Source organism: Chitinophaga fulva (assembly GCF_012927205.1).
Classification (GTDB): domain Bacteria; phylum Bacteroidota; class Bacteroidia; order Chitinophagales; family Chitinophagaceae; genus Chitinophaga; species Chitinophaga fulva.
This window is the reverse complement of sequence record NZ_JABBGC010000001.1, coordinates 2,267,716-2,294,710: the sequence shown is the minus strand read 5'-3', so window position 1 is coordinate 2,294,710 and position 26,995 is coordinate 2,267,716. Positions and strand designations below refer to the sequence as shown.

At 50.2% G+C, this 26,995-nt stretch carries 22 protein-coding genes and 1 pseudogene; 18 read left to right on the top strand and 5 right to left on the bottom strand.

The window, feature by feature from the left end:
* Positions 1–556: 556 nt before the first annotated feature.
* Positions 557–1,876 (bottom strand): sugar MFS transporter, encoded by a 1,320-nt coding sequence (locus HHL17_RS09595; RefSeq protein WP_169224506.1) that lies wholly within the window; start codon positions 1,874–1,876, stop codon positions 557–559.
* A gap of 194 nt (positions 1,877–2,070) precedes the next feature.
* On the opposite strand from HHL17_RS09595, the gene HHL17_RS09585 reads away from it, so the two are divergent.
* The 11 genes and pseudogenes from HHL17_RS09585 to HHL17_RS09535 all read left to right on the top strand — a co-directional run bounded on the left by HHL17_RS09585 (position 2,071) and on the right by HHL17_RS09535 (position 14,620).
* Positions 2,071–3,990 carry an MFS transporter gene (locus tag HHL17_RS09585; RefSeq protein ID WP_206155951.1) on the top strand — a complete coding sequence of 640 codons (1,920 nt, stop codon included), beginning with the start codon at positions 2,071–2,073 and terminating at the stop codon, positions 3,988–3,990.
* Positions 3,962–4,927, top strand: a complete 966-nt coding sequence (locus HHL17_RS09580; protein ID WP_169224505.1) for an ROK family protein — start codon at positions 3,962–3,964, stop codon at positions 4,925–4,927. Before HHL17_RS09585 ends, HHL17_RS09580 begins: the two co-directional genes overlap by 29 nt.
* Before the next feature lie 32 nt (positions 4,928–4,959).
* Entirely contained in the window at positions 4,960–6,012 is a 1,053-nt protein-coding gene (locus tag HHL17_RS09575) for a N(4)-(beta-N-acetylglucosaminyl)-L-asparaginase (RefSeq protein ID WP_169224504.1), read from the top strand.
* 96 nt (positions 6,013–6,108) lie between these two features.
* Positions 6,109–6,873, top strand: coding sequence for a copper homeostasis protein CutC (locus tag HHL17_RS09570; RefSeq protein WP_240975116.1), 765 nt, complete (start codon positions 6,109–6,111; stop codon positions 6,871–6,873).
* Positions 6,874–6,953: 80 nt separating this feature from the next.
* Complete coding sequence (locus HHL17_RS09565) at positions 6,954–7,838, top strand: alkaline phosphatase (protein ID WP_169224502.1); 885 nt, start codon at positions 6,954–6,956, stop codon at positions 7,836–7,838.
* A 104-nt stretch (positions 7,839–7,942) separates the two neighbouring features.
* Positions 7,943–8,716, top strand: a complete 774-nt coding sequence (locus HHL17_RS09560) for an endonuclease/exonuclease/phosphatase family protein (protein WP_169224501.1) — start codon at positions 7,943–7,945, stop codon at positions 8,714–8,716.
* Positions 8,717–8,742: 26 nt separating this feature from the next.
* Positions 8,743–11,031, top strand: coding sequence for a glycoside hydrolase family 20 protein (locus tag HHL17_RS09555; RefSeq protein ID WP_169224500.1), 2,289 nt, complete (start codon positions 8,743–8,745; stop codon positions 11,029–11,031).
* Between the two features lie 252 nt (positions 11,032–11,283).
* A pseudogene (gene nagB, locus HHL17_RS09550) lies at positions 11,284–13,215 on the top strand (glucosamine-6-phosphate deaminase); the annotation flags it as partial.
* 157 nt (positions 13,216–13,372) lie between these two features.
* Positions 13,373–13,522 (top strand): hypothetical protein, encoded by a 150-nt coding sequence (locus tag HHL17_RS09545; RefSeq protein ID WP_169224498.1) that lies wholly within the window; start codon positions 13,373–13,375, stop codon positions 13,520–13,522.
* 50 nt (positions 13,523–13,572) lie between these two features.
* On the top strand, positions 13,573–14,142 hold the full coding sequence (locus tag HHL17_RS09540; RefSeq protein ID WP_169222780.1) for a hypothetical protein: 570 nt from the start codon (positions 13,573–13,575) through the stop codon (positions 14,140–14,142).
* A 100-nt stretch (positions 14,143–14,242) separates the two neighbouring features.
* The gene (locus HHL17_RS09535; protein WP_169224497.1) at positions 14,243–14,620 is read left to right on the top strand and encodes a hypothetical protein; all 378 of its coding nucleotides are present in this window, start codon (positions 14,243–14,245) and stop codon (positions 14,618–14,620) included.
* Between the two features lie 2 nt (positions 14,621–14,622).
* On the opposite strand, the gene HHL17_RS09530 is transcribed toward HHL17_RS09535, so the two are convergent.
* Positions 14,623–15,153 (bottom strand): hypothetical protein, encoded by a 531-nt coding sequence (locus HHL17_RS09530; RefSeq protein ID WP_169224496.1) that lies wholly within the window; start codon positions 15,151–15,153, stop codon positions 14,623–14,625.
* A gap of 172 nt (positions 15,154–15,325) precedes the next feature.
* Between HHL17_RS09530 and HHL17_RS09525 the strand changes: the two genes are divergently transcribed.
* The 5 genes from HHL17_RS09525 to HHL17_RS09505 all read left to right on the top strand — a co-directional run bounded on the left by HHL17_RS09525 (position 15,326) and on the right by HHL17_RS09505 (position 19,997).
* The gene (locus HHL17_RS09525) at positions 15,326–16,165 is read left to right on the top strand and encodes a hypothetical protein (RefSeq protein ID WP_169224495.1); all 840 of its coding nucleotides are present in this window, start codon (positions 15,326–15,328) and stop codon (positions 16,163–16,165) included.
* Positions 16,166–16,261: 96 nt separating this feature from the next.
* Positions 16,262–17,221, top strand: a complete 960-nt coding sequence (locus HHL17_RS09520; protein ID WP_169224494.1) for a YeiH family protein — start codon at positions 16,262–16,264, stop codon at positions 17,219–17,221.
* A gap of 140 nt (positions 17,222–17,361) precedes the next feature.
* Positions 17,362–18,249, top strand: coding sequence for a class I SAM-dependent methyltransferase (locus HHL17_RS09515; RefSeq protein ID WP_169224493.1), 888 nt, complete (start codon positions 17,362–17,364; stop codon positions 18,247–18,249).
* Between the two features lie 79 nt (positions 18,250–18,328).
* Positions 18,329–19,021 carry a type 1 glutamine amidotransferase gene (locus HHL17_RS09510; protein ID WP_169224492.1) on the top strand — a complete coding sequence of 231 codons (693 nt, stop codon included), beginning with the start codon at positions 18,329–18,331 and terminating at the stop codon, positions 19,019–19,021.
* Between the two features lie 13 nt (positions 19,022–19,034).
* Positions 19,035–19,997, top strand: a complete 963-nt coding sequence (locus tag HHL17_RS09505; RefSeq protein ID WP_169224491.1) for a YpdA family putative bacillithiol disulfide reductase — start codon at positions 19,035–19,037, stop codon at positions 19,995–19,997.
* A 57-nt stretch (positions 19,998–20,054) separates the two neighbouring features.
* On the opposite strand, the gene murB is transcribed toward HHL17_RS09505, so the two are convergent.
* Entirely contained in the window at positions 20,055–21,068 is a 1,014-nt protein-coding gene (murB, locus tag HHL17_RS09500; RefSeq protein ID WP_169224490.1) for a UDP-N-acetylmuramate dehydrogenase, read from the bottom strand.
* 42 nt (positions 21,069–21,110) lie between these two features.
* On the opposite strand from murB, the gene HHL17_RS09495 reads away from it, so the two are divergent.
* Together HHL17_RS09495 and HHL17_RS09490 are read left to right on the top strand one after the other, a co-directional pair.
* Entirely contained in the window at positions 21,111–21,767 is a 657-nt protein-coding gene (locus HHL17_RS09495; RefSeq protein WP_169224489.1) for an NAD(P)H-binding protein, read from the top strand.
* 14 nt (positions 21,768–21,781) lie between these two features.
* A complete protein-coding gene (locus HHL17_RS09490; RefSeq protein WP_169224488.1) occupies positions 21,782–23,755 on the top strand; it encodes a hypothetical protein in 1,974 nt (657 codons plus the stop codon).
* Here the strand turns inward: HHL17_RS09490 and priA are convergent, their stop codons facing one another.
* Both priA and HHL17_RS09480 read right to left on the bottom strand, forming a co-directional pair.
* Positions 23,756–26,197 (bottom strand): replication restart helicase PriA, encoded by a 2,442-nt coding sequence (priA, locus tag HHL17_RS09485; protein ID WP_169224487.1) that lies wholly within the window; start codon positions 26,195–26,197, stop codon positions 23,756–23,758.
* Positions 26,194–26,967, bottom strand: coding sequence for a lysophospholipid acyltransferase family protein (locus tag HHL17_RS09480; protein ID WP_169224486.1), 774 nt, complete (start codon positions 26,965–26,967; stop codon positions 26,194–26,196). The genes priA and HHL17_RS09480 overlap by 4 nt, the downstream gene beginning before the upstream one ends.
* Between the last annotated feature and the right edge of the window lie 28 nt (positions 26,968–26,995).

The window sequence follows — 26,995 nt, the reverse complement described above, 5'->3', positions numbered from 1 at the left end:
TAGAAATAACAATCAATTCCCCTCACAGATTCATTCTCCCAACAATCGTCACAATAACACCAACCTACCCCTTCTGATACCCTTTACCATTGACACAGCCTGAACAACATCATAGCCCAGGGCTTCAACTCCGAAACCAAATAGAAATAACAATCAATTCCCCTCACAGATTCATTCTCCCAACAATCGTCACAATAACACCAACCTACCCCTTCTGATACCCTTTACCATTGACACAGCCTGAACAACATCATAGCCCAGGGCTTCAGCCCTGGGATCGGGAATCCGCGATGAAAAACAATGTACCCATCCCAAATAAATTCCGCAACCGATTGTTATTTCCCTATGAATCCGCCACCTTTAAGATACAATCCATCGTAACCCGAAAAATTCAATTCGGAAGCCTCTCAGCTATTAACTAAAAACAGCAGCGGCCTGCATCCGACAATGACGAATTGATGTCACTATCTTATGCAGGCCGTTGCTGTTGTATATCATTTACTATCGCGGAATAAAACCCGGATAACTGTTTTTTAACGTCAGGTCGATGCCGATATTATTTTTTGCCGATCTTGTCTCCTACCAGTGAATAGAACAGGATGTAGATATAGCACGGCACCATGCAGTACAGGAACGCATGTCTGAAATCGATGCTGCTGCTGTACAGGAAGCTGAACATGCTGTGTTGATCGAACATACCGCTATAGATCTGTGGTATGACACCACCGCCTGCGATACCCATCACGAGGAGGGCGGAACCGATTTTGGTGAAGCGGCCCAGGCCGTCGATAGCCATCGGGAAGATAGCAGGCCACATCAGTGCGTTGGCCAGGCCCAGCAGCGCGATGAAGGTTACCGCGGAGAAGCCGGTGTTCAGGTAAGCTCCGATGGTGAAGAACACGCCCAGTACCGCAGAAATCTGCAGGCCTTTTTTACCGGTGAGGTATTTCGGAATGGTAGCAATGCCAATCACATACCCTGCCAGCATGGCCACGAGGGTGAAGGTGGTGAAGTAGCGGGTGTCTGCAATGCTCATGCCCAGTGCTTTACCATACTGACCGATCACGTCGCCGGCCATTACTTCCACACCTACGTAAACAAAAATACAGATCACGCCCAGTACCAGTTGCGGAAACTGGAACACGCTGGTTTTACCGTTGGTAGCAGCAGCAGTGCCTGCGTCTTCTGCATCGGTGTCAATTTCCGGCAGGGAAGAGCGTTTCAGCAGGAAAGCGAGGATGGTCAGCACAATGGCGATGGCCACGTATGGACCGATCACACGGGAAGCGAGGCTGTCGAGCAGCGCTGACTTCTGCGCGGGATCTACCGCCGCAGCGATGTCTGCCTCCAGTTTCTCCGCACCTTTCAGGATGATGGAGCCCAGGATGAGCGGTGCCAGTGCGCCGGCGGTTTTGTTACAGATGCCCAAAATGGAAATACGCTTGGCAGCGCTTTCCTTAGGACCAATAATACTGGCGTAGGGGTTAGAGGCCGTTTGCAGCAGTGCCAGTCCCGCGCCCTGGATAAACAGACCGGTGAGGAACATACCAAAGCTGCGTGCGTTAGCCGCAGGAATGAATACCAGGGAACCGATCGCGATAATCAGCAACCCTAACGCCATACCATTTTTGAATCCTGTCTTGTTCAGGATAAAAGATGAAGGAATCGATAAAAAGAAATAAGCCATGAAAAAGGCCATCGTTACCAGCAGCGCCTGCGACACGTTCAGCTCACACACAATCTGGAAAAACTGGATCAGCGTTCCATTAAGCCAGGTAACAAAGCCGAACACGAAAAACAAAATACAGATAATCGCCATCGCCTGGCCGTACCCCGCCTGTTTGGGTATATTCATTGTTGCTGTTTGGTTGGACATAGCTGTCTGTTTGATTTTAGATAAACGCGAACATAGTGAAACTCCGTTATATTTTATGCTATAATTCATAAATATATTAGCTAAAACGTTTTACTATCGAAAAAAAATGCAACGGTTTATTCGGTTTTTTAGAAAATCCTTAAAAAAATATTATACATTTATCCGGCAAAATTTCACTGTAACTTAACACGTTTATGGCTCAGCAAACAAAGCAAGGCGCACAAAGTACACACCCGTCGTTTTTTGTGCTTATACTGGTGTTCTTTTTCTGGGGTTTCCTGGCTGCATCCAACAGTATATTTATCCCTTTCTGTAAATCTCATTTTAACCTTACCCAACTTGAGTCTCAACTGATTGACTTCTCCTTTTACAGCGCCTACTTTATCGGCTCTCTCATCCTGTATCTGGCATCGGCGGCAAGAAAAGTGGATATCCTTAATAAGATAGGATATAAAAAGGGTATTATTTACGGTTTATTAATTTCTGTACTGGGATCGGCTATTATGATCCCCTGTGTCAACAAAGAAAAGATCGTTCCCATTAAGGAAACCCTGAGCGACATCAGCAGTTTCCAGGTGGAACAGCAACTGCAAACGTCTGACCGCCAGGTGAAAATCCGCCGCGAAAAAGAAAAAGACACTTACGCGCTGTTGATCTCCGGTAATGAAGCGGCTGATAAATACATCAACAACCCGCACCTCCTTGCAGAAATACCGCAGGGATTCACCAAAGACGAAGAACATCATCAATACGCTGGCATCTTCAACAAATCCAGCCTGGAGAAAGTGATCAACACCCTGTCCGCTGACCATCAGCAAACAGTTACCTTTGGTTACTTTGCCCTGATCCTGATGGCCCTCTTCATTGTGGCACTTGGTTTCTCTCTGCAACAAACAGCGGCCAACCCGTTTGCCATCCTGCTCGGCGATCCGGCCAAAGGTTCTCACCGCCTCAACCTCGCCGGCGGTATCAACTCCTTCGGTACCACCATCGGGCCAATCATCGTGAGCATGCTGCTGTTCGGTAACATCAAAGGCGGCGACGTCAGCACTGACATCAGCAAAATCAACACGCTCTATATCCTGCTCATCGTACTGTTCCTCGTAGCTGCGGCCATCTTCGCTTTTGTGAAAATGCCGGAAAGCCAGGACCAGAACGAAGCATTCGAAACTTCTCCGAAAGCTACCAAATCCATCATAGGCATCACCCTCATGTTTATCCTGATCCTCCTCGGACTGGTACTGAAATATGAACTGCCTTTCTTCGTGGCGGGTATCGTAGGTATCATCGGTATCCTCTTCTTTGCTAAAATGTCATCCGCAGGTGGCAGCGAAGGATGGGGCGCCATGAAATATCCGCAGCTGACCCTGGGCATGCTGGCCATCTTCATTTATGTAGGTGTGGAAGTGACCATTGCCAGCAACCTCGGTGCCCTGCTGAAACATCCGGGCTTCCTCACGCCGAAAGGACTGGCGGAATCCGAACTGGACCCGTACGTGTCTCTCTTCTGGGGCAGTATGATGATCGGCCGCTGGACAGGCGCCATCAGCGTGTTCAACGTATCTAAAACTACCCGTAAAATTCTGTGCGTGATCGTGCCTTTTGTTGCCTACGGCGTGATCCTCGGTGCCAACGTGATCAAAGGCAACGATGTCAGCGCACTGTATCCATATGCCATCTGCATCGTTATCCAGATCATCGGTTTCTTCGCCGGTCAGGATAAACCCGCTAAAACCCTCATGGTATTTGGCCTGTTGGGCGTAGCTACCGTACTGGTAGGCCTGTTCACCAGCGGTTCACTGGCAACTTTCGCTTTCATCAGCGGCGGCCTGTTCTGCTCCGTAATGTGGCCCAGCATCTTCGCCCTCTCTATCGGCGGTCTGGGTAAATACACCGGTCAGGGCTCTGCTTTCCTGATTATGATGATCCTCGGCGGCTCTCTCGTACCTCCGGTACAGGGCGGTCTGGCAGACATCCCAAGCATCGGCATCCACGCCTCTTATGTTATTCCGGCGCTGTGCTTTGCTTATCTTGCATTTTTTGCATTCAGAGTTAAAAACATATTAAAATCTCAAGGAATCGATTATGAGTCAGCAACTAGTGGTGGGCATTGATATCGGAGGGACTAATACCAAATTCGGCATTGTAGATCGCAGAGGTAATATTTTGTGTGATGGTCGTATGTTAACGAATAAACATGAAGATGTAAACTGCTTTCTGGATGAACTTCACCAACAGTTATCTGGTTTGATAGCAGAGGTAGGAGGAATCGAAAATATCAAAGGTATCGGCGTTGGTGCACCCAACGGCAACTATTACAACGGTAATATTGAATATGCTCCGAATCTGCGCTGGAAAGGCGTAGTTCCCTTAGCCAGCCTGCTCGAGAAAAAATTCGGGCTCCCGGCTGTATTAACCAATGATGCCAACGCAGCCGCATTGGGCGAACTGATCTACGGTGCTGCACGCGGCATGAAAGACTTTATCGTGATCACCCTCGGCACCGGCGTAGGCAGCGGTATTGTTGCCAACGGCCAGCTGATCTATGGTCACGACGGTTTTGCCGGCGAACTGGGTCACATCATCGTGATCCCTGGTGGCCGCTACCACCCTGGTACCGGCGCCTACGGCTCCCTCGAAGCCTATGCTTCCGCTACCGGTGTTACCAACACCGCGATCGAATTCCTCGCCACCCGTCCGGATGTGCCCAGCATCATGCGGGAGCACACCAAAGAGGAAATCAATTCCAAACTGATCTACGAAGCTGCCATGAAAGGCGATCCGCTGGCCATGGAAGTATACGAGTTCACCGGCCAGATACTGGGTGCTGCCCTGGCCAACTTCGTGATGTTCTCCAGCCCTGAAGCCATTATCCTCTTCGGTGGCCTCACACAGGCAGGTGATGTTATCATGAAACCGGTAAGAGAGCATATGGAAAAAAATCTGCTGCCCATCTTCCAGAATAAAGTTAAATTGCTATTCTCTGAACTGAAGGAAAGCGACGCCGCCATCCTCGGTGCCAGCGCCCTGGCCTGGGAAATGAAAGACTAGCCCACGGCTATCTGACAGCTAATAAAAATAATATGAAAAATAGAAGAAGTTTTCTGAAAACAGCGGCCCTTAGTGCCGCTGTTTTCTCTTTAGACAGTGTAACAGCCACGGCTGCACGCGCACAAGCCAAAGCACCCGTAAAAGGGAAACCCATCGTGCTCTCCACCTGGGATTTCGGTCGTGCTGCCAATGAAGCCGCCTGGGAAATACTCAAAAAAGGCGGTCGCGCCCTCGATGCCGTGGAAGCCGGTGTGCGTGTCCCCGAAGCCGATCCCAATAACCACACCGTAGGTTATTCCGGTTTCCCTGACCGCGATGGCCGCGTGACCCTCGATGCCTGCATCATGGACGAACACGGCAACTGCGGATCTGTGGCAGCACTCGAGCATGTCACCCACGCTATCTCCGTGGCACGCCTCGTTATGGAAAAAACACCACACGTGATGCTGGTAGGCGACGGCGCCCTGCAATTCGCACTGGCCAACGGTTTCAAAAAGGAAAACCTGCTCACGCCGGAATCGGAGAAAGCCTGGAAAGAATGGCTCAAAACATCTGAATACAAACCGGTCATCAACATAGAAAACAAATCGTACTCACCCACTAACGGTGCTACAGCCTTCAATCCGCTGATGCTCCCCGGGAATGTGTATAACCACGATACCATCGGCATGGTGGCCATGGATGCGGAAGGAAACCTCTCCGGCGCCTGCACTACCAGCGGTATGGCCTTCAAGCTCCACGGCCGTGTGGGAGACTCCCCCATCATCGGCGCCGGCCTCTATGTGGATAACGAAATAGGCGCCGCCACCAGCACCGGCGTCGGCGAAGAAGTGATTAAAATCGTTGGCAGCCACCTCGTCGTGGAACTGATGCGCCAGGGATATCCCCCTGAAAAAGCCTGTAAAGAAGCAGTAGAGCGCATCGTGAAAAGAAGCCCTTCCAAAGCCAAAGAAATACAGGTAGGCTTCCTCGCCCTCAACAAAAAAGGACAATACGGCGCTTACTGCCTCCAGAAAGGATTCAGCTATGCTGTGCTCAGCAAAGATGTGAACAACACGCTGATAGACGGGAAACACTATTTCTAATTTTGCCATTGGGTTATTTGGTTATTTTGATATTTGAAGGACGCATGAACTCTTTTAAATATTCAAATAACCAAATAATCAAATAACCAAATGCTTATGTCTTTTGTCCTCGAAATATGCGCTGCTTCTGTGGCTTCCTGCATCGCAGCCGAAGAAGGCGGCGCCAATCGCATTGAACTGTGCGATAACCTGCTGGAAGGCGGTACCACTCCCAGTTACGCCACCATCGCTGTAGCACGCGAAAAAGTAAAAATAGACCTCTACCCCATCATACGCCCCAGAGGCGGCGACTTCCTCTATTCCGACCTGGAATTTGAAGTGATGAAAAAAGATATCGCCATTTGCAAACAACTCGGCTGCAATGGCGTCGTAATCGGTATCCTCACGCCAGACGGACGGGTAGATAAACCCCGCTGCAAAGAACTGGTAGACCTGGCATGGCCGATGGGCGTTACTTTCCACCGCGCATTCGATATGACCGACAACCCGTTTGAAGCACTGGAAGCGATCATCGAAATCGGTTGTGAACGCATTCTCACTTCCGGCGCCCGCAATACCGCCGTGGAAGGCGCTTCACTGCTGAAAGACCTGGTGGAACGCGCCAACGACCGCATCGCCATCATGGCCGGTTCCGGCGTCAGGGCCAATAACATCGCTACCCTGATCAAAACCACCGGCGTAACAGAATTCCACACCTCCGCCAAAGCCTATGAGGAAAGCGGCATGGTATACCGCAATCCTAATGTAAGCATGGGTGGTATTCCCGGCGTGCCGGAATACGGCATCTCCCAGACCCAACGCCAGGAAGTATTATTAATTCGTGAAAGAGGGGAAAAAGCCTTGCAAGAGAGCAATCAGTAGGCTATATTAGCAGGGAACATATATTTTATGCTGCACGGCCCCTATACGGCCGTGCAAGCCTTTTAAAAGTGAACAACGAAATGAAAAAACTGATCATCGCAACCGGACTGTTGCTGGGCGGCTTATTCGCGCAGGCACAGGTCAAAGGCGTAAAACATGTCATCTTGATCGGCATGGACGGCTTTGGCGCTTACTGTTTTCCGAAAGTGGACAATCCCAACATGAAGCAGCTGATGAAAGAAGGGGCCTGGACACTGCAGGCACGCAGCGTACTGCCCTCCTCTTCGGCTGTCAACTGGGCCTCCATGGTGATGGGCGCTGGCCCGGAAATACACGGCTATACGGAATGGGACAGCCGTAAACCGGAACTGCCGTCCCGCACACTCGATCAATACGGCATGTTCCCTTCCATCTACACCATCCTGCGCGAACAAAAACCTAACGCGGAAATTGGTGTGATCTACAGCTGGGAAGGTATCGGATACCTTTTCCCCAAAGCGGCGGTCAACAAGGACCTCGGTACCAAAGACAATGACAGTCTGGCTACTGAAGCGTCTGTAGCATATATCAAAGAGAAAAAGCCAGACTTCCTTTTTATACATTTTGATCAGCCCGACGGTGTAGGGCACAATATTGGCCACAATATCCAGCCCTACTTCGACCAGGTGAAAAAGAATGATGAGCTGCTGGGCAAAATTCTACAGGCCGTCAAAGATGCCGGTATTTGGGATAATACCATTATCCTTCTCACCGCAGATCATGGCGGTATCAAAAAAGGCCACGGCGGTAAAACCATGGAGGAAATGCAAATTCCATGGATCATCCGCGGCCCGGGCGTGAAGGCAAACAAAGAGCTTAGCACCAGTGTTGTTACGTACGATACCGCTGCCACCATCGCCTGGATCTTTGGCCTGAAAACACCACAGGTATGGACCGGAAGACCTGTGAAAGAGGCGTTTAAGTAATTGGGTTATTTGGAAATTTTGAAATTTGGCTATTGGAAAGTATTCAAGATTCCTTATACAAATGATCAAATAACCAAATTTGAAAATATCTAAATCTAAGTGTTATGAAAAGATTGCTGCTCATCACCGTCGTTTGTCTGACAGGATTATCACTCACAGCCCAGGTGCAAAAGGTGAAAGTACTGACCTACAACATCCATCACGGCGAAAACATGAAAGGTCTGCTGGACCTTCAGGGGATTGCCAACGTGATCCTCGCTACCAATCCGGACCTGGTAGCCCTGCAGGAAGTCGACAGTGCCACCCAACGCACTAAAAATACCGACCAGCTCAAAGAACTGGCAGCGATCACCGGCATGTACACTTATTTTGCCAAAGCAATGAACTTTGACGGCGGTGGCTATGGTACCGGTATCCTCTCCCGCTTCCCCATCACGGAAGCCATAACGCTCCCGTTGCCTTCCGTAACGAAGGAAGAAGTGGAACCGAGAGTGGCCGGCATTATCACGGTGAAGCTACCCGGCGACAGCCTGCTGCACTTTGTAAGCGCCCACCTCGATGCGGAAAGACCTGCAGCCAACCGTATCGCACAGGCCAACCACCTGGCTGCCTACTTTAAGGAAACAAAAACACCCGTCATACTCGCCGGCGACTTTAACGCGCCTCCCGCCAGTAAAGAAATAAAAGCTTTAAAAACAATATTCACTGACGCTACCCAGCAGATGGGGCCTACTTTCCCCGCTGACTCCCCGCGCATAAAGCTGGACTATATCATGGTCCACCCGCAAAGCCGCTGGAACGTCACCGGAGCAAGGATCATCGAAGAAGCCGTGGCTTCCGACCATCGCCCCGTGCTCAGTGAACTGGAACTGAAATAATTATCATCGAAATGCTAAAAGTGTCAATGAAAAAATTGTTCTACCTGTGTCTTTTGGGTGGCGCCGCCGCCCTGGGCAGCTGCTCAGGCTCCCGCCACGCAGATGCACCCAAAGGAAAAGTAAGCATCATCCCGATGCCGGCCAGTATAGCAGAAAAACAGGATTCATTCCTGCTCGACAAACACACCGTGATTGTCGCTACCAGCGAAGCTGACCGCAAAACAGCGGCCCTCTTCAATGCCTGGCTGAAAGAACTGACCGGTTATGAACTGGATATCAAAGAAACCGGCGACAGAAACGCCATCACCCTGCATACCGGCAATGATACCATCAACGCAGAAGGCTATACGCTGAATGTGGACGGCAAAGGTGTGGCCATCAACGGTAACAGCGGCGCAGGCACCTTCTACGGCATACAGTCGCTCATTCAGCTGCTGCCCGTACAAAAGGCCGATGCCATGTACATCCCCGGCGTCAGCATCACCGACGCTCCCCGCTTCGCTTACCGTGGCCTCCACCTCGATGTGGGCCGTCACTTCTTCCCGGTGGAATTCATCAAAAAATATATCGATCTGCTGGCGATGCACAAATACAACACCTTCCACTGGCACCTCACGGAAGACCAGGGCTGGCGCATCGAGATCAAAAAATATCCACGCCTCCAGGAAGTGGCTTCTAAACGAAAAGAAACCATGGCCGGTCGTTATGCTGATAACAAGTACGACGGAAAGCCCTATGGTGGCTTCTATACACAGGAGCAGGTGAAAGAAGTGGTGAAATACGCCACTGATCATTTTGTGACTGTCATCCCTGAAATAGAGATGCCCGGCCACGCACTTGCTGCCCTCGCCGCCTATCCCAACCTGGGCTGTACCGGCGGTCCCTACGAAGTAGGTACCCGCTGGGGCGTATATGACGATGTGTATTGTGCCGGCAACGACAGCGTATACGCCTTCCTCCAGGATGTACTGGACGAAGTACTGCCGCTGTTCCCCAGCAAATACATCCACATCGGAGGCGATGAATGCCCCAAAGTACGCTGGGAAAAATGCCCTAAATGCCAGGCCCGCATGAAACAGGAAGGCCTCAAAGACGCCCATGCCCTGCAGAGCTACTTCATACAGCGCATGGAGAAATACCTGAACAGCAAAGGCCGTCAGATTATCGGCTGGGACGAAATACTGGAAGGTGGTCTCGCCCCCAACGCCACCGTGATGAGCTGGCGCGGCATCGAAGGCGGTATCGCCGCTGCCAAACAACACCACAACGTGATCATGACACCAGGCAGCTACTGCTACTTTGACCATTACCAGTCACAGGGCCATAACGAACCGCTGGCCATCGGTGGCTACACCCCTGTCAGCAAAGTATACAGCTACGAACCTGTTCCAACAGAGCTGACCAGGGAAGAAGCGAAATATATCAAAGGAGCACAGGCCAACCTGTGGACCGAATACATCGCCAACACCGATTACCTGGAGTACATGGTATACCCCCGCGCTTCCGCACTGGCAGAAGTACTGTGGACCCCGGCCGACAAACGCAACTACGACAATTTCGTGGACAGGCTGAAAATACACGTAAAACGCCTCGACCAGAAAAAGGTGAACTACGCCAAACATGTGTTTGAAGTGACAGGCGTTGTAGCGGAGAATAAAAAAGGCGGTATCGAAGTAAAACTCGACAGCAAGCTGGATGGCGGCAAAATCGTGTATACCCTCGACAGCACCGCTCCTTCCCTGCAATCAAAGGCCTATAGCGGCCCGGTACAGGTACAGCAGTCCGGTACCCTGCGGGCGCAGGTATTTGAAGGCGACAAACCTTTCGGTAATGAATACAGCCAGCATTTCATCTTCCACAAAGGCCTGGGTAAAAAAGTGACCCTCGCAGCACCGCCCAGCAAGGAATATGATCCGGGCAACCCCTTCGCGCTGGTAAACGGCATCGAAGGCATCGCTTCTTATAACGACGGTCAGTGGTTCGGCTACAACGGCAAAAACATGGAAGCCGTTGTGGAGCTGGACAGCATCCAGGACATCCGGCTGGTAGGCCTCAACACGCTGAACCTGCGGGCCAACTGGATATATCCTCCCAAACAGGTCACCTTCTCTGTATCAGAAGACGGCAAGACCTATAAAGAGGTATATAAACAGACCGCCTTCAATCAAACCGGTATCAACCAGGTACGGGGCAAGGTAGAAGCCCGCGGACGTTTTGTAAAACTCACCGCTGCCAACTTCGGTACTATTCCCGCCGGAGGAGAAGGCGCCGGGAAGCCAGCCTGGCTCTTCATAGATGAAATGATCATACAATAACATAGCAAAACCGCCCGGCTTACAGGCCGGGCGGTTTTATTTATTAATGACTCCTACACCAAATTAACATTAGTTCGTAGCCCAGGACTTTAATCCTGGGGGCGCCGGATAAGAATGTATTACTAATATAAAAAAACGTTCTTATTAAGTTAAAATAAATTTAAATTAAATAAGAGCTAAATTTTAGCAAAGATTAGCAGTATTTTATTTAATTTTCCGGCTCGTTTTTAAACCGCATCTAATCAAAAACGTTTACAAATGACGATTAATCATCAGGAAATCGAACTGATTGACAGCTTTGAGCAAATTGCTGTGGAAATACATCCTTCTGCCAAAGAGGGTTCCAAAGCAGTGGCGCATGAAATAGCTGCGTTGATCCGCGAAAAAGCAGCTGCCAATCAAAAATGCGTGCTGGGTATGGCTACAGGCTCCACCCCTAAATATCTCTACGCCGAATTGGTTCGTCTGCACAAAGAGGAAGGACTGAGCTTCAAAAATGTGATCACCTTTAACCTCGACGAATATTACCCCATAGAGCCGGATGCGCTGCAGAGCTACAACCGCTTTATGAAAGAACATCTCTTCAATCACATCGATATCCCGGAAGGACAATACCATATTCCTGATGGCACCATACCGAAAGATCAGATCAAAAAATATTGCGCTGATTACGACAAAAGTATTGAAGAAGCCGGTGGTATCGACATCCAGGTCCTGGGTATCGGCAACAATGGCCACATTGGCTTCAACGAACCGGGTTCCAACATCAACTCACACACCCGTCTGGTAACGCTGGACAACAGTACCCGTCTGGCTAACGCCTACGAGTTCCCCAACATGAGCCAGGTGCCTCGTCTGGCCATCACGATGGGCCTGAGCACCATCTTCAAAGCCAAAAAGGTGGTCCTGATGGCATGGGGTTCCCACAAAGCTAAAATCGTTTGCCGCTCTGTAGAAGGCCACAGCACTGATCAGGTGCCTGCTTCCCTGCTGCAACAGCATCCTAACTGCACATTCGTGATCGACGAACAGGCTTCTGCTGAGCTTACCCGCTTCAAAGAACCCTGGCTCACCGGCGACTGCGAATGGACTCCCGGCCTGATCCGCAAAGCCGTGACCAGCCTGGCCCTGAAGCTGAACAAGCCCATCCTGATGCTCACCGATAAAGACTATAACGAGAACGGCCTCAACGACCTGATCGTACAATATGGTTCTGCCTACGAGCTCAATATCAAAGAATTTAACGCCATCCGCGATACCATCACCGGCTGGCCTGGTGGTAAACCCGGTCCTCAGCTGCCTAACCATCCTGAGCGTTCCGAGCCTGCCAAAAAAACCGTGCTGATCTTCTCTCCGCACCCTGATGATGATATCATCTCCATGGGCGGTACCTTTATCCGTTTGCACGAACAAGGCCACGATGTACATGTAGCATACCAGACTTCCGGCAACATCGCTGTTACCGACGAATTCCTACTGCGCTTCATCGATTTCGCCGTAGGCTTTGAAGGCATGTTCGATATCGATAAAAGCAAAAGCTCCCAGATCCTGGAAGAAGCCAAAGCATTTATCCGCGGTAAAAAACCAAGTCAGAAGGATACGCCGGAAAACCGCGCTATCAAAGGCCTGATCCGCCGTTGCGAAGCAAAAGCCACCTGCCGCTACGTGGGCATCCCTGAAGAAAACGCCCACTTCATGAACCTGCCGTTCTACGAAACAGGTCTCGTGGAAAAGAAACCAATGGGTGAAGAAGATATCCAACTGACAGTAGACCTGCTCCGCAAAATAAAACCTCAACAGATCTATTGCGCCGGCGACCTCGCCGATCCGCATGGTACCCACAAAGTATGTCTGGACATCATCTTCGCAGCACTCGACAGGCTGAAACACGAAGAGTGGATGAAAGACTGCTGGGTATGGCTCTACAAAGGCGCATGGCAGGAATGGGATATCCATGAAATCGAAATGGCAGTACCTATGAGCCCTGACCAGGTGCTCCAGAAACGCCTCGGTATCTTCATCCACCAAAGCCAGAAAGACGTGGTGCCTTTCCAGGGTACCGACCTGCGCGAATTCTGGCAACGTGCGGAAGACCGCAACGCCAACACCGCTAACCTGTATGACCAGCTTGGCCTGCAGAAATACTCCGCGATGGAAGCGTTTGTACGTTACCACTTCATGTAATACCGTACTCACTATAAAGAGCGAAGACCATCATCCACTGATGGTCTTCGCTTTTTTTATTATCTGGTGTAACATGAAAAATATTACATTTACCGCATGGATCTAACCCGTGCAATCGCTATTGCCACTGAGGCCCCCCAGGGCCAGGTGGATAAATATGGCCAGCCCTTACATCACTCACGTACTCCGTATCATGCAAATGGGACGTACCAACGAAGAGAAAATCGTTGGCATGCTACATGACGTGGTGGAAGAGAGATGCCTACCGCAATACAGCAGCAGCGCTTATCCAGGAGAAATAATTTGAATACCTTTCCAATTAAACCATTAAATTACAGTATAAACGAAAAGCCATCAATGGAAAACGATATCCTCATTGACTTCCGGTTTATTGCCAAAGAGAAACCCCGCTTCAGTGAATTGTTCCTGATCACAGGGGAAGAACATCCGAAATTCCCTGCCCGGAGCCAAACCTTTGCCCAACTGGCCCCGCTCGGGTTTGAGCAACTGGACGACTTTTTTGGTATCCTGAATGACGAAGAAACCGGAGACGACGTTCTGATCTGGCTTTTCCCGATGTTTAACGGCGAAGAAGTATTTCACAACAGCGGCCCCTTTGACGCCATCCGGCTTTCGTATAGCGCACTGCGTAATGCACCCGCCAACATCAGCCTCCTGGAAACATGCTTTAACGCCATCAAAGCACTCCCCGACGTGGAAGTCCGCTTTGAAGAAGGAAAAATCACCAGCTTCGATACCGTACAGAAAAAGAATGATGAAATAGTAGCCCACTGGCGCGCCAACAACGTAGAACCAGGCTCCGATGAAAGTCTCCTGATCGAAGAAGAGGAGGATGACTGGGACGAAGATGAAGACTGGGACGAAAGCGAAGAATGGGAAGACGATACCGACACCAAGAAAAAATAACCTATTGATATAGAGCAGGCTTACAGCCTGCTTTTTTTATTCATATATTTTCGTACATTAGAGCATTACCTATACCACCACCACAACACACTGCCAACTGATGAATAACAAAGCCAACACCAAAGGCCCGGCTACGTTGTTAATTGTAGCCTGTTTTATGCTGATACTGCTGATTTCCGGTATCCCATCTACCCGCCGGCTCAGTAAAACCAGTTGCAAACCCGTTACCGGTCAGGTAATGGAAGTCACCCAAAGTTCTCCCGGCTACGTTATCCACCTGAAAGATGATCCAAGGATCTACTACATCAAACCAGCGTCCGTACCATCAGCTACCATGGCCAGCCTGGAGCAACAGCTGCATGGCCGCTCCGTACAACTGTTCACCACCGCCGCATGGTCGCCCCTCGATCCCTTCTCCAGCATGAAGGAAATCCGTCGGCTTCAGATAGGCGATAACGTTATCTTCTCAGCATACTGATATCAGGACAAACGATGGAAGTCAAAGTCTTCAGCAATAATATAACTACTACCCATTAGTAATACCTTCAATTTTCCTGACCCGCCATGAGGCATTCGATGCCCGATGATGGTCCAGCCAACGCCATGCCTGTCCAGACAGGCAGCATAAGTCTGCAGCAACCGTACCGGCCCTCTGGCCAGCAAACCAGACCGCCGCTTCAACGTAATCAGTCTGTCACACTCAATAAAATTGCCAAACGACAACCAATGGTCCGTCTCTTTCAGATGCTCCTGCCATAAATCCTGGAATAACGCCGCACTATCCGCCACAGTTCCGGAGAAATACAATTCTCCCTGTTCCAGCGTATACTCCCACAACACAGGATGATGCACTTCGCAATACAATTCATCGAAATAACGGTGGGTAGCTCCGCCTTTTACATATCCGCCGACCGTCACTTCCCATAACTGCGTAAATGGCTCCCCATCATACGATGTAACGTTAACGGCTATGGTAACAATAGGATTGTCCTCCGTTAAATCCATTTTCATCAACTGGAAATTATATTCATCCTCGGCATACAAATCCAATAAAGACAATAATTCAGCAGGTATCAACGTAAAAAATTTAATCTGCGTAAAAATATCCAATTCCTGCGTACCACCTGAAACAAGCGCTGATTGGATAATTTTAGCTATCTTAGATTCTGTGTACCAATCAATTATGAAGAATTTTTGTTATTTGGCGCTGGTAATGTTTTTGTTTGCCTGCCATTCAGATAAACACAGCAGGTTTGGTAATGAAGACGAAACCAACACCGGTGCTGCCACTACCACTGCCAAAAAGAAACCTGCCAACAAAAAACTCGCAGCCAGCGTTGGCGCAGCTATTATCGGAGAAAGAGTATCTCCCGGTACGGTCATCCGCTCCGGTCCCAAGGGTGATGTCATCGCCACCTTAGCCGATTATATACCGGTCCACTGCGCCCCGCTGAAAGACGGCTGGTACCCTGTCAGTGTAGATATTGACATTACCTCCACCGAATATACCAAGCCGTTGTTCCGCAAAGGCCGTCAACTGAAGATCAACGGTACAGACGCAGGCGTACTGGAAAAAGATATACGCCTCCCCGTAGCCACCAATGGCGAAAGAATGTGGGCTACCCTTAACGGCTATACGGAAAAGAAAAACATTCGCGGCGGCACCGTGATAGAAACAGCGCTGATCAACTATCTCCGGGAACATAAAGATCACCGGGAAGAAGACATGCAGGCCTTTATCCACAATTTTAAACTGGAAGAAGAAAAATCCCTGCGCCCCTACACCCTGTATTTCAACTACGAAAGTGGTATCGATGACCCCAGCCCGATGTATCGCGTGGTACTGGTTTGCCAGGGTAAACAGCTGATCGGCGTGATACATTCCCGCCCCCTCGAACTGCCCGGCACTACCTCCCGCAGGCTGCAACGCGACTTTACCATCCAATACTTCAGTGGCATCGAAAAGAGCCTTCAGGAAGACTTTGCAGGTAAGTTCAATAAGTTTATCGTCGCGGCAGACTAATTAAGGTCATAACCAAAAGTTATGGGATATCACTTTTGACCATTTGACTCCGGCAGCAAATGAACAGACCTTTGTGTCTGAAAAATCAATGCTGCTATGCAATTACAAAAGACCGGACATACACACAAAGACCTTCATTTATCCAAAGTTATCTTTATCGCTGCGGCAGCCGCCACGCTGCTGCCGGTGGTGCAACCGCCCATAGCCCTGTTGCTCGGACTGGCGCTGGCACAAACTACCGGCAACCCTTTTGCGCACATCACCCCTAAAATAACCCATTGGCTGCTACAACTGTCTGTAGTAGGACTGGGCTTCGGCATGAACGCGCATGCTGCCTTACAGGCAGGTAAAGCCGGTTTCCTGTTCACCATCGTGTCTATCGTCGGCACGTTGTTGCTGGGCCTCATTACCGGCAGGCTGCTGAAAATAGAAAAACAAACCTCTCACCTGATCGCATGTGGAACGGCCATCTGCGGCGGCAGCGCCATTGCGGCCATTTCCCCGGTGATCAAAGCAGGGGAAAAACAGATCTCTGTGGCATTGGGCATCGTGTTCCTGCTCAACTCCCTCGCCTTGTTTGTATTTCCAGCGGTGGGACACTGGCTAAACCTCTCCCAGCAACAATTTGGTATGTGGAGCGCTATTGCCATCCACGACACCAGTTCTGTTGTAGGCGCCGCCAACAAATACGGCGAAACGGCTTTGCAGATAGCCACCACCGTTAAGCTCTCCCGTGCCCTCTGGATTATGCCGGTCGCGTTTATTACCACCTTGCTTTTCCGAAACAGCAACGGTAAAATAAAAATACCCTGGTTCATCGGCCTTTTCCTGCTGGCCATGGTGGTCAACACCTGGGTGCCTGCCATCAGCACCGTTGGCCCTTTGCTGGTGCACAGCGCCAAAACCGCCCTGTCCCTCACGCTCTTCCTGATTGGCACCGGCCTTACCCGGCAGGCTTTCCGGGGAATAGGCTGGCAGCCACTGCTACAGGGCGTTCTGCTCTGGGTATGTATCAGTGTGGGCGCTTTGATGGCTATCCTTCAACTGGTGAGATAAAAAAGGGGGTGATTTTCCCGGATTCAGATTGATTATTTTACGATATATTTGATATCCAAGTCAAGTGAAAAAATAACCAATAGACGACCGAGATCTCCCTGAAGAACTATTCACCACACAACCACCAAGTTAAAGTCCTTATGAGTAAGGCGCCATCTACCAAGTCCGGGACCTACATGGCTATCTTCCGGGCCATTGAGAGTACCAAACCAGCTGAAGAGCGGCTTTTTCATGATCCGTACGCAGCAGCCTTTTTATCCGGCTATCATCAGACGCTGGTTTCCGGCTGTCGTATTCCCTTTTTCCGGAAACTGCTGGCAGCCTATATCCAGCTACGCTGGCCCGGCACGCACACCGCTGCCATCGCCCGCACCAAACTGATAGATGATATGGTGATACAGGCGGTCCGCGAAGAAGGCATCAATCAGATCATCATTCTCAGCGCCACCTTCGATACCAGGGCATACCGTCTCCAAATCGATAAACCGGTCAGTTTTGTTGAGGTAGACCACCCGGACACACAACACTTCAAACGAACACGCCTCTGGGAACTGATCGAATCTCCTGCTGTGCATCCGGATTATGTCAAACTGGACATGAACAAACAATACCTCGCCGATGTCATCTCTCCTTATGTCCTCAACCAACGCCATTACAATAAAACACTCTTTCTCTGGGAAAATCTCTCCACGCGCCTGGAAGCCCGTCACGCGGAAGCCATGTTCGGCTTTATTCGCAGTTTTCCTCCCGGCACACAGGTAATCGTCACCTACCCCGATAAGGCCGTACTGGAGAATCCCAAACAATACCCAGGGTTCTCCCGGATCAACGATACTCTGCGCCGCGCCGGCGAAAACTGGGACTATGGCCTCGACCCAAACAACATCACCGCGTTTATGCATGAACGTAACATGATCGTTCGTTACGATGGCGGCGCTGATAAATACCGTCAACAATATTTCGGTGAGAAAAGCAAAAAGATGAAAGGCTATGAATACTTCAGGGTGGTGAAAAGCGAACTGAAATAACCACTCTCCGCTGGTAAATTCGGGTTATCAATCTTCAGGATTGCAACGTATCTTCGAATAACCATTTACCACACTAACCATGCATATCCACTATTTTCAACACGTGCCTTTTGAAGGCCTGGCCAGCATTGCAGATTGGATAGCCCAGGGAGGACATACCACCAGCCATACCCGCTGGTACGATGAAGCACCTGATACCACCGGCCTGGAAGATGCCGACCTGCTCATCATTGTAGGAGGCACCATGGGCGTATATGAACCATATCCGTGGATACCGACCGAGACAAGCCTTATCCGGGAAGCGATTGACCAGGGAAAGAAAATACTCGGCATCTGCCTCGGTTCACAACTGCTGGCGCATGCGTTGGGTGCTAATGTATATCCGCATAAACAACTGGAAATCGGCTGGTTCCCGATAGACATTACGTTTCAGGAACAGGCCGCACCACTGGAAAAAGTATTGCCCCACCGCCTCAATACTTTCCATTTCCATGGCGACACCTTCGATGTGCCCGCCGGCGCCACCCGCTTCGCCGCATCAGCCGCATGCAGCAACCAGGCGTTCATATACGGCGACCGTGTCATCGGACTGCAGTTTCATATGGAAATGAACAGCGCTGCCATACTGGAAATATTACGCTACAATACCGACGTTTTTCAACGTAGCGCACCCTTCGTGCAGAGCCCTGAGAAAATAGAACAATACCTGCACCTGGCCAACGAAAACAATCAAACCATGTTCCGGCTGCTGGACTACCTGGCCGGACTATAAAATAAACGACATTATGATCGCTGCTTACGACGTACTGATAATAGGAGGAGGACCCATTGGAATAGCCTGCGGACTGGCCGCAAAAAGAGCAGGGCTCAGCTATGTCATCATCGAAAAAGGTTGCCTTGTCAACTCGCTCTACAACTACCCCCTGTACATGACTTTCTTCTCTACGTCAGAAAGACTGGAAATAGGCGGTATTCCTTTTGTATCCATCAATCCCAAGCCCTCACGGCCGGAAGCGCTGGAATACTACCGCCGCGTGGCCACTTCGGAAGCACTTAATATCAACCTGTTTGAAGAAGTAAGGGAGCTACAGCGCAATGGCAGCGAGTATTTCATCACCACCACCAAAATGGCCTATCATGCCCGGCATGTGATCATCGCTACCGGTTTCTATGATATCCCTAATATGCTGGACGTACCAGGCGAAAATCTTCCTAAAGTCACACACTACTATAAAGACCCGCATTACTATGCTACCCGTAAGGTAGTGGTGGTAGGTGCCCACAACTCAGCCGTGGACGCAGCGCTGGAAACCTATCGCAAAGGCGCACAGGTAACCATGGTCATCCGCGAAGATGAGATCGGCAAAAGAGTGAAATACTGGGTAAAACCGGATATCGAAAACAGGATCAAGGAAGGGTCTATCAAAGCCTATTTCCATTCTACCATCAAAAGCATCGAAGAACAAACGGTGACCATCAACACACCGGAAGGGGAAATGACTTTTGCCAATGACTTTGTGATCGCTATGACCGGCTATCAGCCCGACTTTACACTATTGGAGAAAGCAGGCATCCAACTCTCCGATGATGGTAAAAAACTGCCCGTGTACAATCCTTTGACCATGGAAACCAATATGCCGCACATCTATCTGGCCGGCGTGGTTTGCGGTGGCATGGACACACATGTGTGGTTTATCGAAAACTCCCGCGATCATGCGGATAAGATCATACAATCCATTAAACGATAAAAAGCAGCAGGGTTATGGACTTCCATAACCCTGCTGCTTTTATCACTTTGTAACAGATCACATAATGTTGACCTCACGTTCCAGTTCCACGTCAAACTTCTCTTTCACGCTATCCACCACCCGTTGGGATAATGCGTAAATTTCACTGCCTTTTGCATGACCGTAGTTGACCAACACGAGCGCCTGTTTGGCATGTACGCCCGCATCGCCTTCGCGGTAGCCTTTCCAGCCGCACTGCTCTATCAGCCAGCCCGCTGCCAGCTTGAAATGCCCGTCGGCCAACGGATACGCCACGATTTGCGGAAACGCCGCTTTCAGTGCTTCATATTTGGCCGCATCTATAGACGGATTCTTGAAGAAGCTGCCGGCATTTCCGATTTTAGCGGGGTCAGGTAACTTGGAAGTCCGGATATTGATCACCGCCTGACTGATCGCCTGTATCGATAGTTCTTTTACGCCCATACGCTCCAGTTCCTCATTGATAGCGCCATAGCTGGTATTAAAACGGGGTGTTTTATTGAGCCGGTAAGTAACGCTCAGAATAGCAAACTGATTACGGTATTGTTTTTTGAAGATGCTTTCGCGGTACCCGAATGCACAGTCATTGTTCGTAAAAGTGGCTACCCTGCGGTCTTCCAGGTGTATTGCTTCCAGTGAGTGGAACGTGTCTTTTATCTCCACACCGTAAGCGCCGATGTTCTGCATGGGACTGGCGCCTACATTGCCCGGTATCAGCGACAGGTTTTCCAGGCCAGCCATATCAGCAGCCAGGCAGTATTGCACAAAGCTATGCCAGTTCTCGCCGGCACCAGCTTTCACATATACGTGGTCGTTATCTTCGTCTACCACCTTCATGCCTTTGATTTCATTTTTGAGCATGAGCCCATTGAAATCCTGCGTAAACAGGATGTTGCTGCCGCCTCCGAGGATCATCCGGGGCAATCCCTTTACCCGTGGCTCATCCAGCAAGGTCAGCAACGCAGCTTCACTGTCGAAGGAAGCGAAATAACGGCTCGTTGCCGGGATGCCAAATGTATTATAGGATTGCAGCAACACATTTTCTGATACCATAATAGCTTAACTTTATATAAAGGCAAATATATCAGAAATTGTATGAAAACTGCTATCGTCATCGGTGCAACAGGCCTTACCGGTACCCATCTGGTAGCCGCACTGTTGCAGGACAATTACTTCAGCAAGGTGAAGGTGCTGGTACGCCAGCCCTGGGCCCATCAGCATCCGGGACTGGAAAGCGTCGTCGTTGACTTCGATGACGAACCAGGCCTGACAGCTGCGATTGAAGGAGATGTGTTTTTTTCCTGCATCGGTACTACCATCAAAAAAGCCGGTACGCAGGAAAACTTCCGGGCAGTGGATTACGGCATCACCACCAGATGCGCGGCCATCGCCCGCCGCAAGGACATACCACAGTTCCTGATGATCTCTTCCATCGGCGCCAATCCCAGGTCTTCCAATTTCTACCTGCGTACCAAAGGACAAACGGAAGAAGCCATCCTGGCCATAGGCTTTATCGGCACCTACATTTTCCGGCCTTCTTTTCTCATCGGCGAGCGAAAGGAATTCCGTTTCGGAGAATGGCTGGGCAAGTATCTTATCCAGTTGTTCTACTTCCTGTTACAAGGCCGCTGGAAGAAATACCGTGGCATCAAAGCCGCTACCGTAGCCCATGCTATGGTAAGGGTTGCCAAACAGTATGATCCGGGTATACACATCTTTGAATCCGATGCCATACAAAATTTAGGAATTTAGATACCTTCGCTATCATGAAACGACTTATATTCTTTCTCTCCGTTATATGCATTGCCAGCTTACCATTGTTAGCATCCGCTCAGATCAACAATTACTACCCCAATACCTGGAAAGACAATGCACGCCCTGAAACGGTTACGCTTACCGGCGCCGCCGCTGAAGCACCTTATTACATCACCAGCTATAAGATAGCGCGCGACTTCAATATCACCAATCGTGATAAAGCAGAAGCCGCCACACACTACAAAACTATTTACAAGAGCATACATATCAATACCACCGCAGCGGCCGACAGTCTCACGCAACTGGCGCTGACGCTGGAAAACAATGAATTGCTGCGTGGCTTCCGTATCCGGTCCCTCCCCCCCGATGGTAAAATCATCAACCTGACAGATCAGACCAGGTCCCTCAAACTCAATGATGGCCGCACGGCAGTGATAGTCAACAATATCCAGGTACAAGCCGGCGGTGAACTGGAATATGAACTGAGCCTCAAAGAAATGTTCGATTACGCCGGCGCTGATTACCTCCAGTCAGGCATCGCCAGCGGACAGACACAGTTTATGCTGGTAGCGCCCCGCAACCTGCAATTCAATTTTCATGCTGCCAACGGTGTACCCGGCATTACAGACAGTGTGGCTGGCAACAACCACTACCACAGGATAGCACTGCATCAGGTACCAGCGCTGAAAAACAATGATTTTTATTACTTCCTGCCGCAGTTGCAACGCATCGATTTTGCCCTGAGCACCGCCGTGGAAGGCAGGGATACTACCCGCCTCTCCTGGCAACAGTTCGGGCAGGACCTCTATATCCCTTATGTGTCCGTTAATAAAAACGAACAGAAGCAACTGGAGAAAGAACTGGACCGCTGGCCCTTTCTGAAATACCGCCTCCCCGTGCCGCAGCTGATCTACCTGGTAGAACAACATATCAAAACGAACTACAGCCTCCGGCCTGCCAGTGATTTTTATGAACCGCAAGACCTGAGCACTATCATCCGTACCAAACAAACAGACAGGAATGGCATGGTGAAACTCATGATGGCAGCATATTACACCTTGAATATCCCTGTACAGCTGCTGGCTACCGCTTCGCGGGATACCATCCCCTTACAGAAAGACCTGGTAAACCGTGCCGCGGCCAACAACCTCCTGCTGTACTTCCCATCCCAGCAACAAGCACTGGCCCCTACGGAGATGAATACACGTTATCCGTGTTACCCGGCCCTGTGGAGCAATACGCTCGCGCTTCGCTGCCGTGATACGCTCGCAGGCACAGAAAGCAAGGTGCTCACCGATTTCATCATGACACCGCAGCCGCAGTACACGTTCAGCAACAGCACGCTGGAAGCCAGCCTCAGCTCTTTAAGTCACCCGGTATGGAAAGTAACGCAGTCTTTCGGCGGCTACGGCGGCAGCAATGCTAAAAACGCCTTCATACAGGCCACCACCACAGAAGAACGCAACAATATCTTCAACGCGCTGCTGCCTTTTATTCCAGGCGCCCGCACCATCGTGTCTGTAGAAGCCCAGAATGAAAAATTCACCAATGCACCGCTCGACAAACCCGTCGTGATCAACAGCACCCTGGAAACGCCAGCCCTCATTGTTCAGGATGGCGACCATTACCTGCTTAGCATCGGCCAGTTATTAGCCGGCGTTCAAAACTACCAATACCATCTCCCGGAAGGTGATAAACCGGTACAACTGGCCTTCCCCTATTACCAGGAAAAACGGGTACACATCGATCTGCCGGCAGGATATACGCTGGCAGACAAAGCAGCCTTCACGGCAGACATCTCCCATAACAACGTGCTTGGGCTCAAAATGAGATGTGAGGAAGAAAACAGCCGGCTGCACATCTTTATCATCGAATGGTACAGCCAGAGTGAGTTAAAAGGGGAAGACAAAAAAGTATTGGGAAGTATTCTCGATCGGTTCAGAAAAATACAGCTGCAGCAGCTCACACTGGTGAAAAAACAATAGTTATACACAGTCTACGTCCGGCACAATTACCACAGAACGGAAACGTTTCTCCGCCAGCAACTGCACGAAATACTCGCGCAGCACCTGTTTTACGTGAGCGATCACTCTGCTGTCACGGGGTAGTTTAACCAGCATCTCCTGGAGGTAGTTGTTCCGGACCCTTGCTACCAGCGGCGCTGCCGGTCCTACGAGCTGCGCGCCGATATGCGGTTGCAGCCAGCTGGCCAGTATCTGCGCTGCCTGCTCCACCACCTGCTGGTTCTTATGCCTCAACGTGAGCTTCAGCACCCGGAAAAACGGCGGATAGCCAAACTGTTGCCGCTCCTCGATCTCAGCTTCATACATGCTTTTATAGTCGTGCTCTCTCACAAAGTGCAGGATATGATGACGGGTATTGCTGGCCTGTATCAACACTTTGCCCATACCATGTTTACGGCCGGCACGGCCGCTCACCTGTTCCATCAGCTGAAACGCCCTTTCATTCACCCTGAAATCGGGATAACTCAGCAAACTATCAGCACTGAGGATGCCCACGAGGTTTACGTTATCGAAGTCCAGTCCTTTTACCACCATCTGTGTGCCCACCAGGATATCGATCTCCTGTTCTTCCAGCAAACGGATCATTTTATTATGGCTGTCCTTATTACGGATAGAATCCACGTCCATACGCGCGATGCGTGCTTCAGGGAACAGCTGTTGCAGATCGTCTTCTATTTTTTCAGTACCAAAACTTTTCGGGATGAGTGACTGAGAACCGCAGGCCTCGCAGGTATACACGTAAGGATAACGTGTGCCGCAGTAGTGGCAGTGTAGTTTATCCTGGTTACGATGATACGTCAGTGATACATCACATTGTTTGCAATGCGGTATCCAGCCACAGGTGGTACACAGCAGGAACGGTGCGTATCCACGCCGGTTCTGAAAAAGGATCACCTGTTTTTTGTCTGTAAGACTTTGGGAGATCGCTGTTTTTAATGCCTGCGTGAAATTGCCGTCCATGGTCTTTTCGGCCATTTCCTGTTTGATGTCCACCACTTCGATGGCAGGCATCTGAATACCGCCGAAACGTTCGTTCAGCTCTACCAGCCCGTACTTGCCCTGCCGCGCGTTGTAATAGGATTCCAGTGCCGGTGTGGCGGAACCCAGCAGCACCTTGGCTTTAAAGAGGCTGGCATAATAGATGGCCGCGTCACGTGCATGATAGCGTGGCGCAGGGTCCTGTTGTTTATAGGAGGCGTCATGTTCTTCGTCGAGGATGATCAGTCCCAGGTCACGGAAAGGCAACAGCAGGCTGGAGCGGGCTCCCAGCACAATTTGCACTTCTCCGTTTTTGACTTTGTTCCATATCTCCACCCGTTCGTTGTTGCTGAAGCGGGAGTGATAGATGGCAATACTGCTGCCGAAATGTTTCTGCAGCCGGGTAATGATCTGCGCGGTGAGCGCTATTTCGGGCAACAGATACAGCACCTGCCGGCCGGAGGCCAGGCACTCTTCCATCATCTTCACATATATCTGTGTTTTGCCGCTGGAGGTAACGCCATGCAACAGGGTTACCTGTTTATCTTCAAAATGACGGCGGATAGCCAGTAAAGCCACTTCCTGCGAAGGGCTCAGGTTGAAGTCTATTTGTGTGTCTACCTTACCGGTACGGATCCTGTCGACCGTTCTTTTTTCTATCCAGAGAATATTTTTGTCGACCAGCCCTTTCAGTTGCGCCGTGGTAGCACCTGATTTCTTCAGCAGTTCATTTTGTTTTACGCTGCCTTCTGTTTTCTGCAGGTGCAGGTAGGCCAGGAGCAGCTCCATCTGTTTGGGTGCGCGGCCCATATCATTGAAGAGCGCTGCCAGCTGTGCTTCATCGTGATAGTCTGTATGCAGCTGTACGAAGTTTTCCTTTTTTTCCTTGTAAACTTCTTTCAGCTCTTCGTAGATCAGGCATACTTTTTTCTCGATCAGTTTTTTGATGACGGAATATACTTCTGACTTATCGAGGATCAGTTGCACTTCTTCAATGCGCAGTTCCTTACGGATATGCAATGCCTCCGCGATGAGGTATTCATCATCATCGAGGGCGGTAAAATCATCGCCGTAGGCATCATTATATAACAACAGTGTTTCGCTGGAAAGCTTCAGGTGCGCGGGAAGAGCCGCGTTGAGCACTTCTCCTTCGCTGCACATATAATAGCTGGCAATCCACGACCAGAAAGCTAACTGTGTAGGATATACGACAGGGTCTTTGTCCAGCATATCCAGCAGTGGCTTGGTCTTATAGGCAGGCGCCTGTTCGTGCACCGCTTTCACGATGCCCGCATATTTTTTTTGTTTTCCGAGCTGTACTGCCACACGGCTTCCCGGCTGTAAAGCATGTTCCATGCTTTCAGGGACTGCATAAGTGTAATTTTTAGGAAGGGCCAGCGGGAGTATTACATCAGCGTACTTCATCCTACGGGTTGCAATGTTGGATAATGGCGGTATTTCCGGAGCTCCCTGTCCATGATTTCGTAGGTCTGTTGTTTCAGGGTGTTGATATCATCGAGGGTAAGCCCTGTCACCGGGATGGCAGGCAGAAACACCACGCGGCATTTGCCGGGGTTCAGATGCATAGGGCCGGTATGAGGTAACCGGTCTCCGGCATCAACATATAACACTGGTTTGATAGGAATCTGCATTTCAATAGCCATCCGGAAGGCGCCGTTGTGGAACGGGCGCAGCGGCTCATTGGATTCGTTGGTGGTCCCTTCCGGGAACACGAGGATGGAGATACCGGCTTTGAGGGCGCTCATCATCTCCCTTACGCTCCGTGCACGGGCCGACGCATTGGACCGGTCCACTGATACCACAGAGTTTTTATAAATGAAACCGAATGCCGGAATTTTGGCCATTTCCACTTTCCCCAGCGGGCGGAACGGTAACCGCATTACTTTTACCGCGATGGCCGCGTCCAGGTAGGAACGGTGGTTCACCACATAAATACAAGGTTCTTTATCTTTCTCCTTTTCACCATCATATTTACGGGTAACCCGCATACCTACTGCCGGAAACCACACATGCGCCCAGAAACGCAGGAAATAAAAAATGATATTTCCACCCTTTTCCTTCCCCAGCAAAGACGCCAGAAAAATTGGCGGCAGGATCAGGAACATGATGGAGAGGAAAACGATAGCGGCGTACACAACATAAATTACACGCAACGGTTTCAATAGAAAATTCATAAACGCCTTGTAGAAATGTGAATGATGG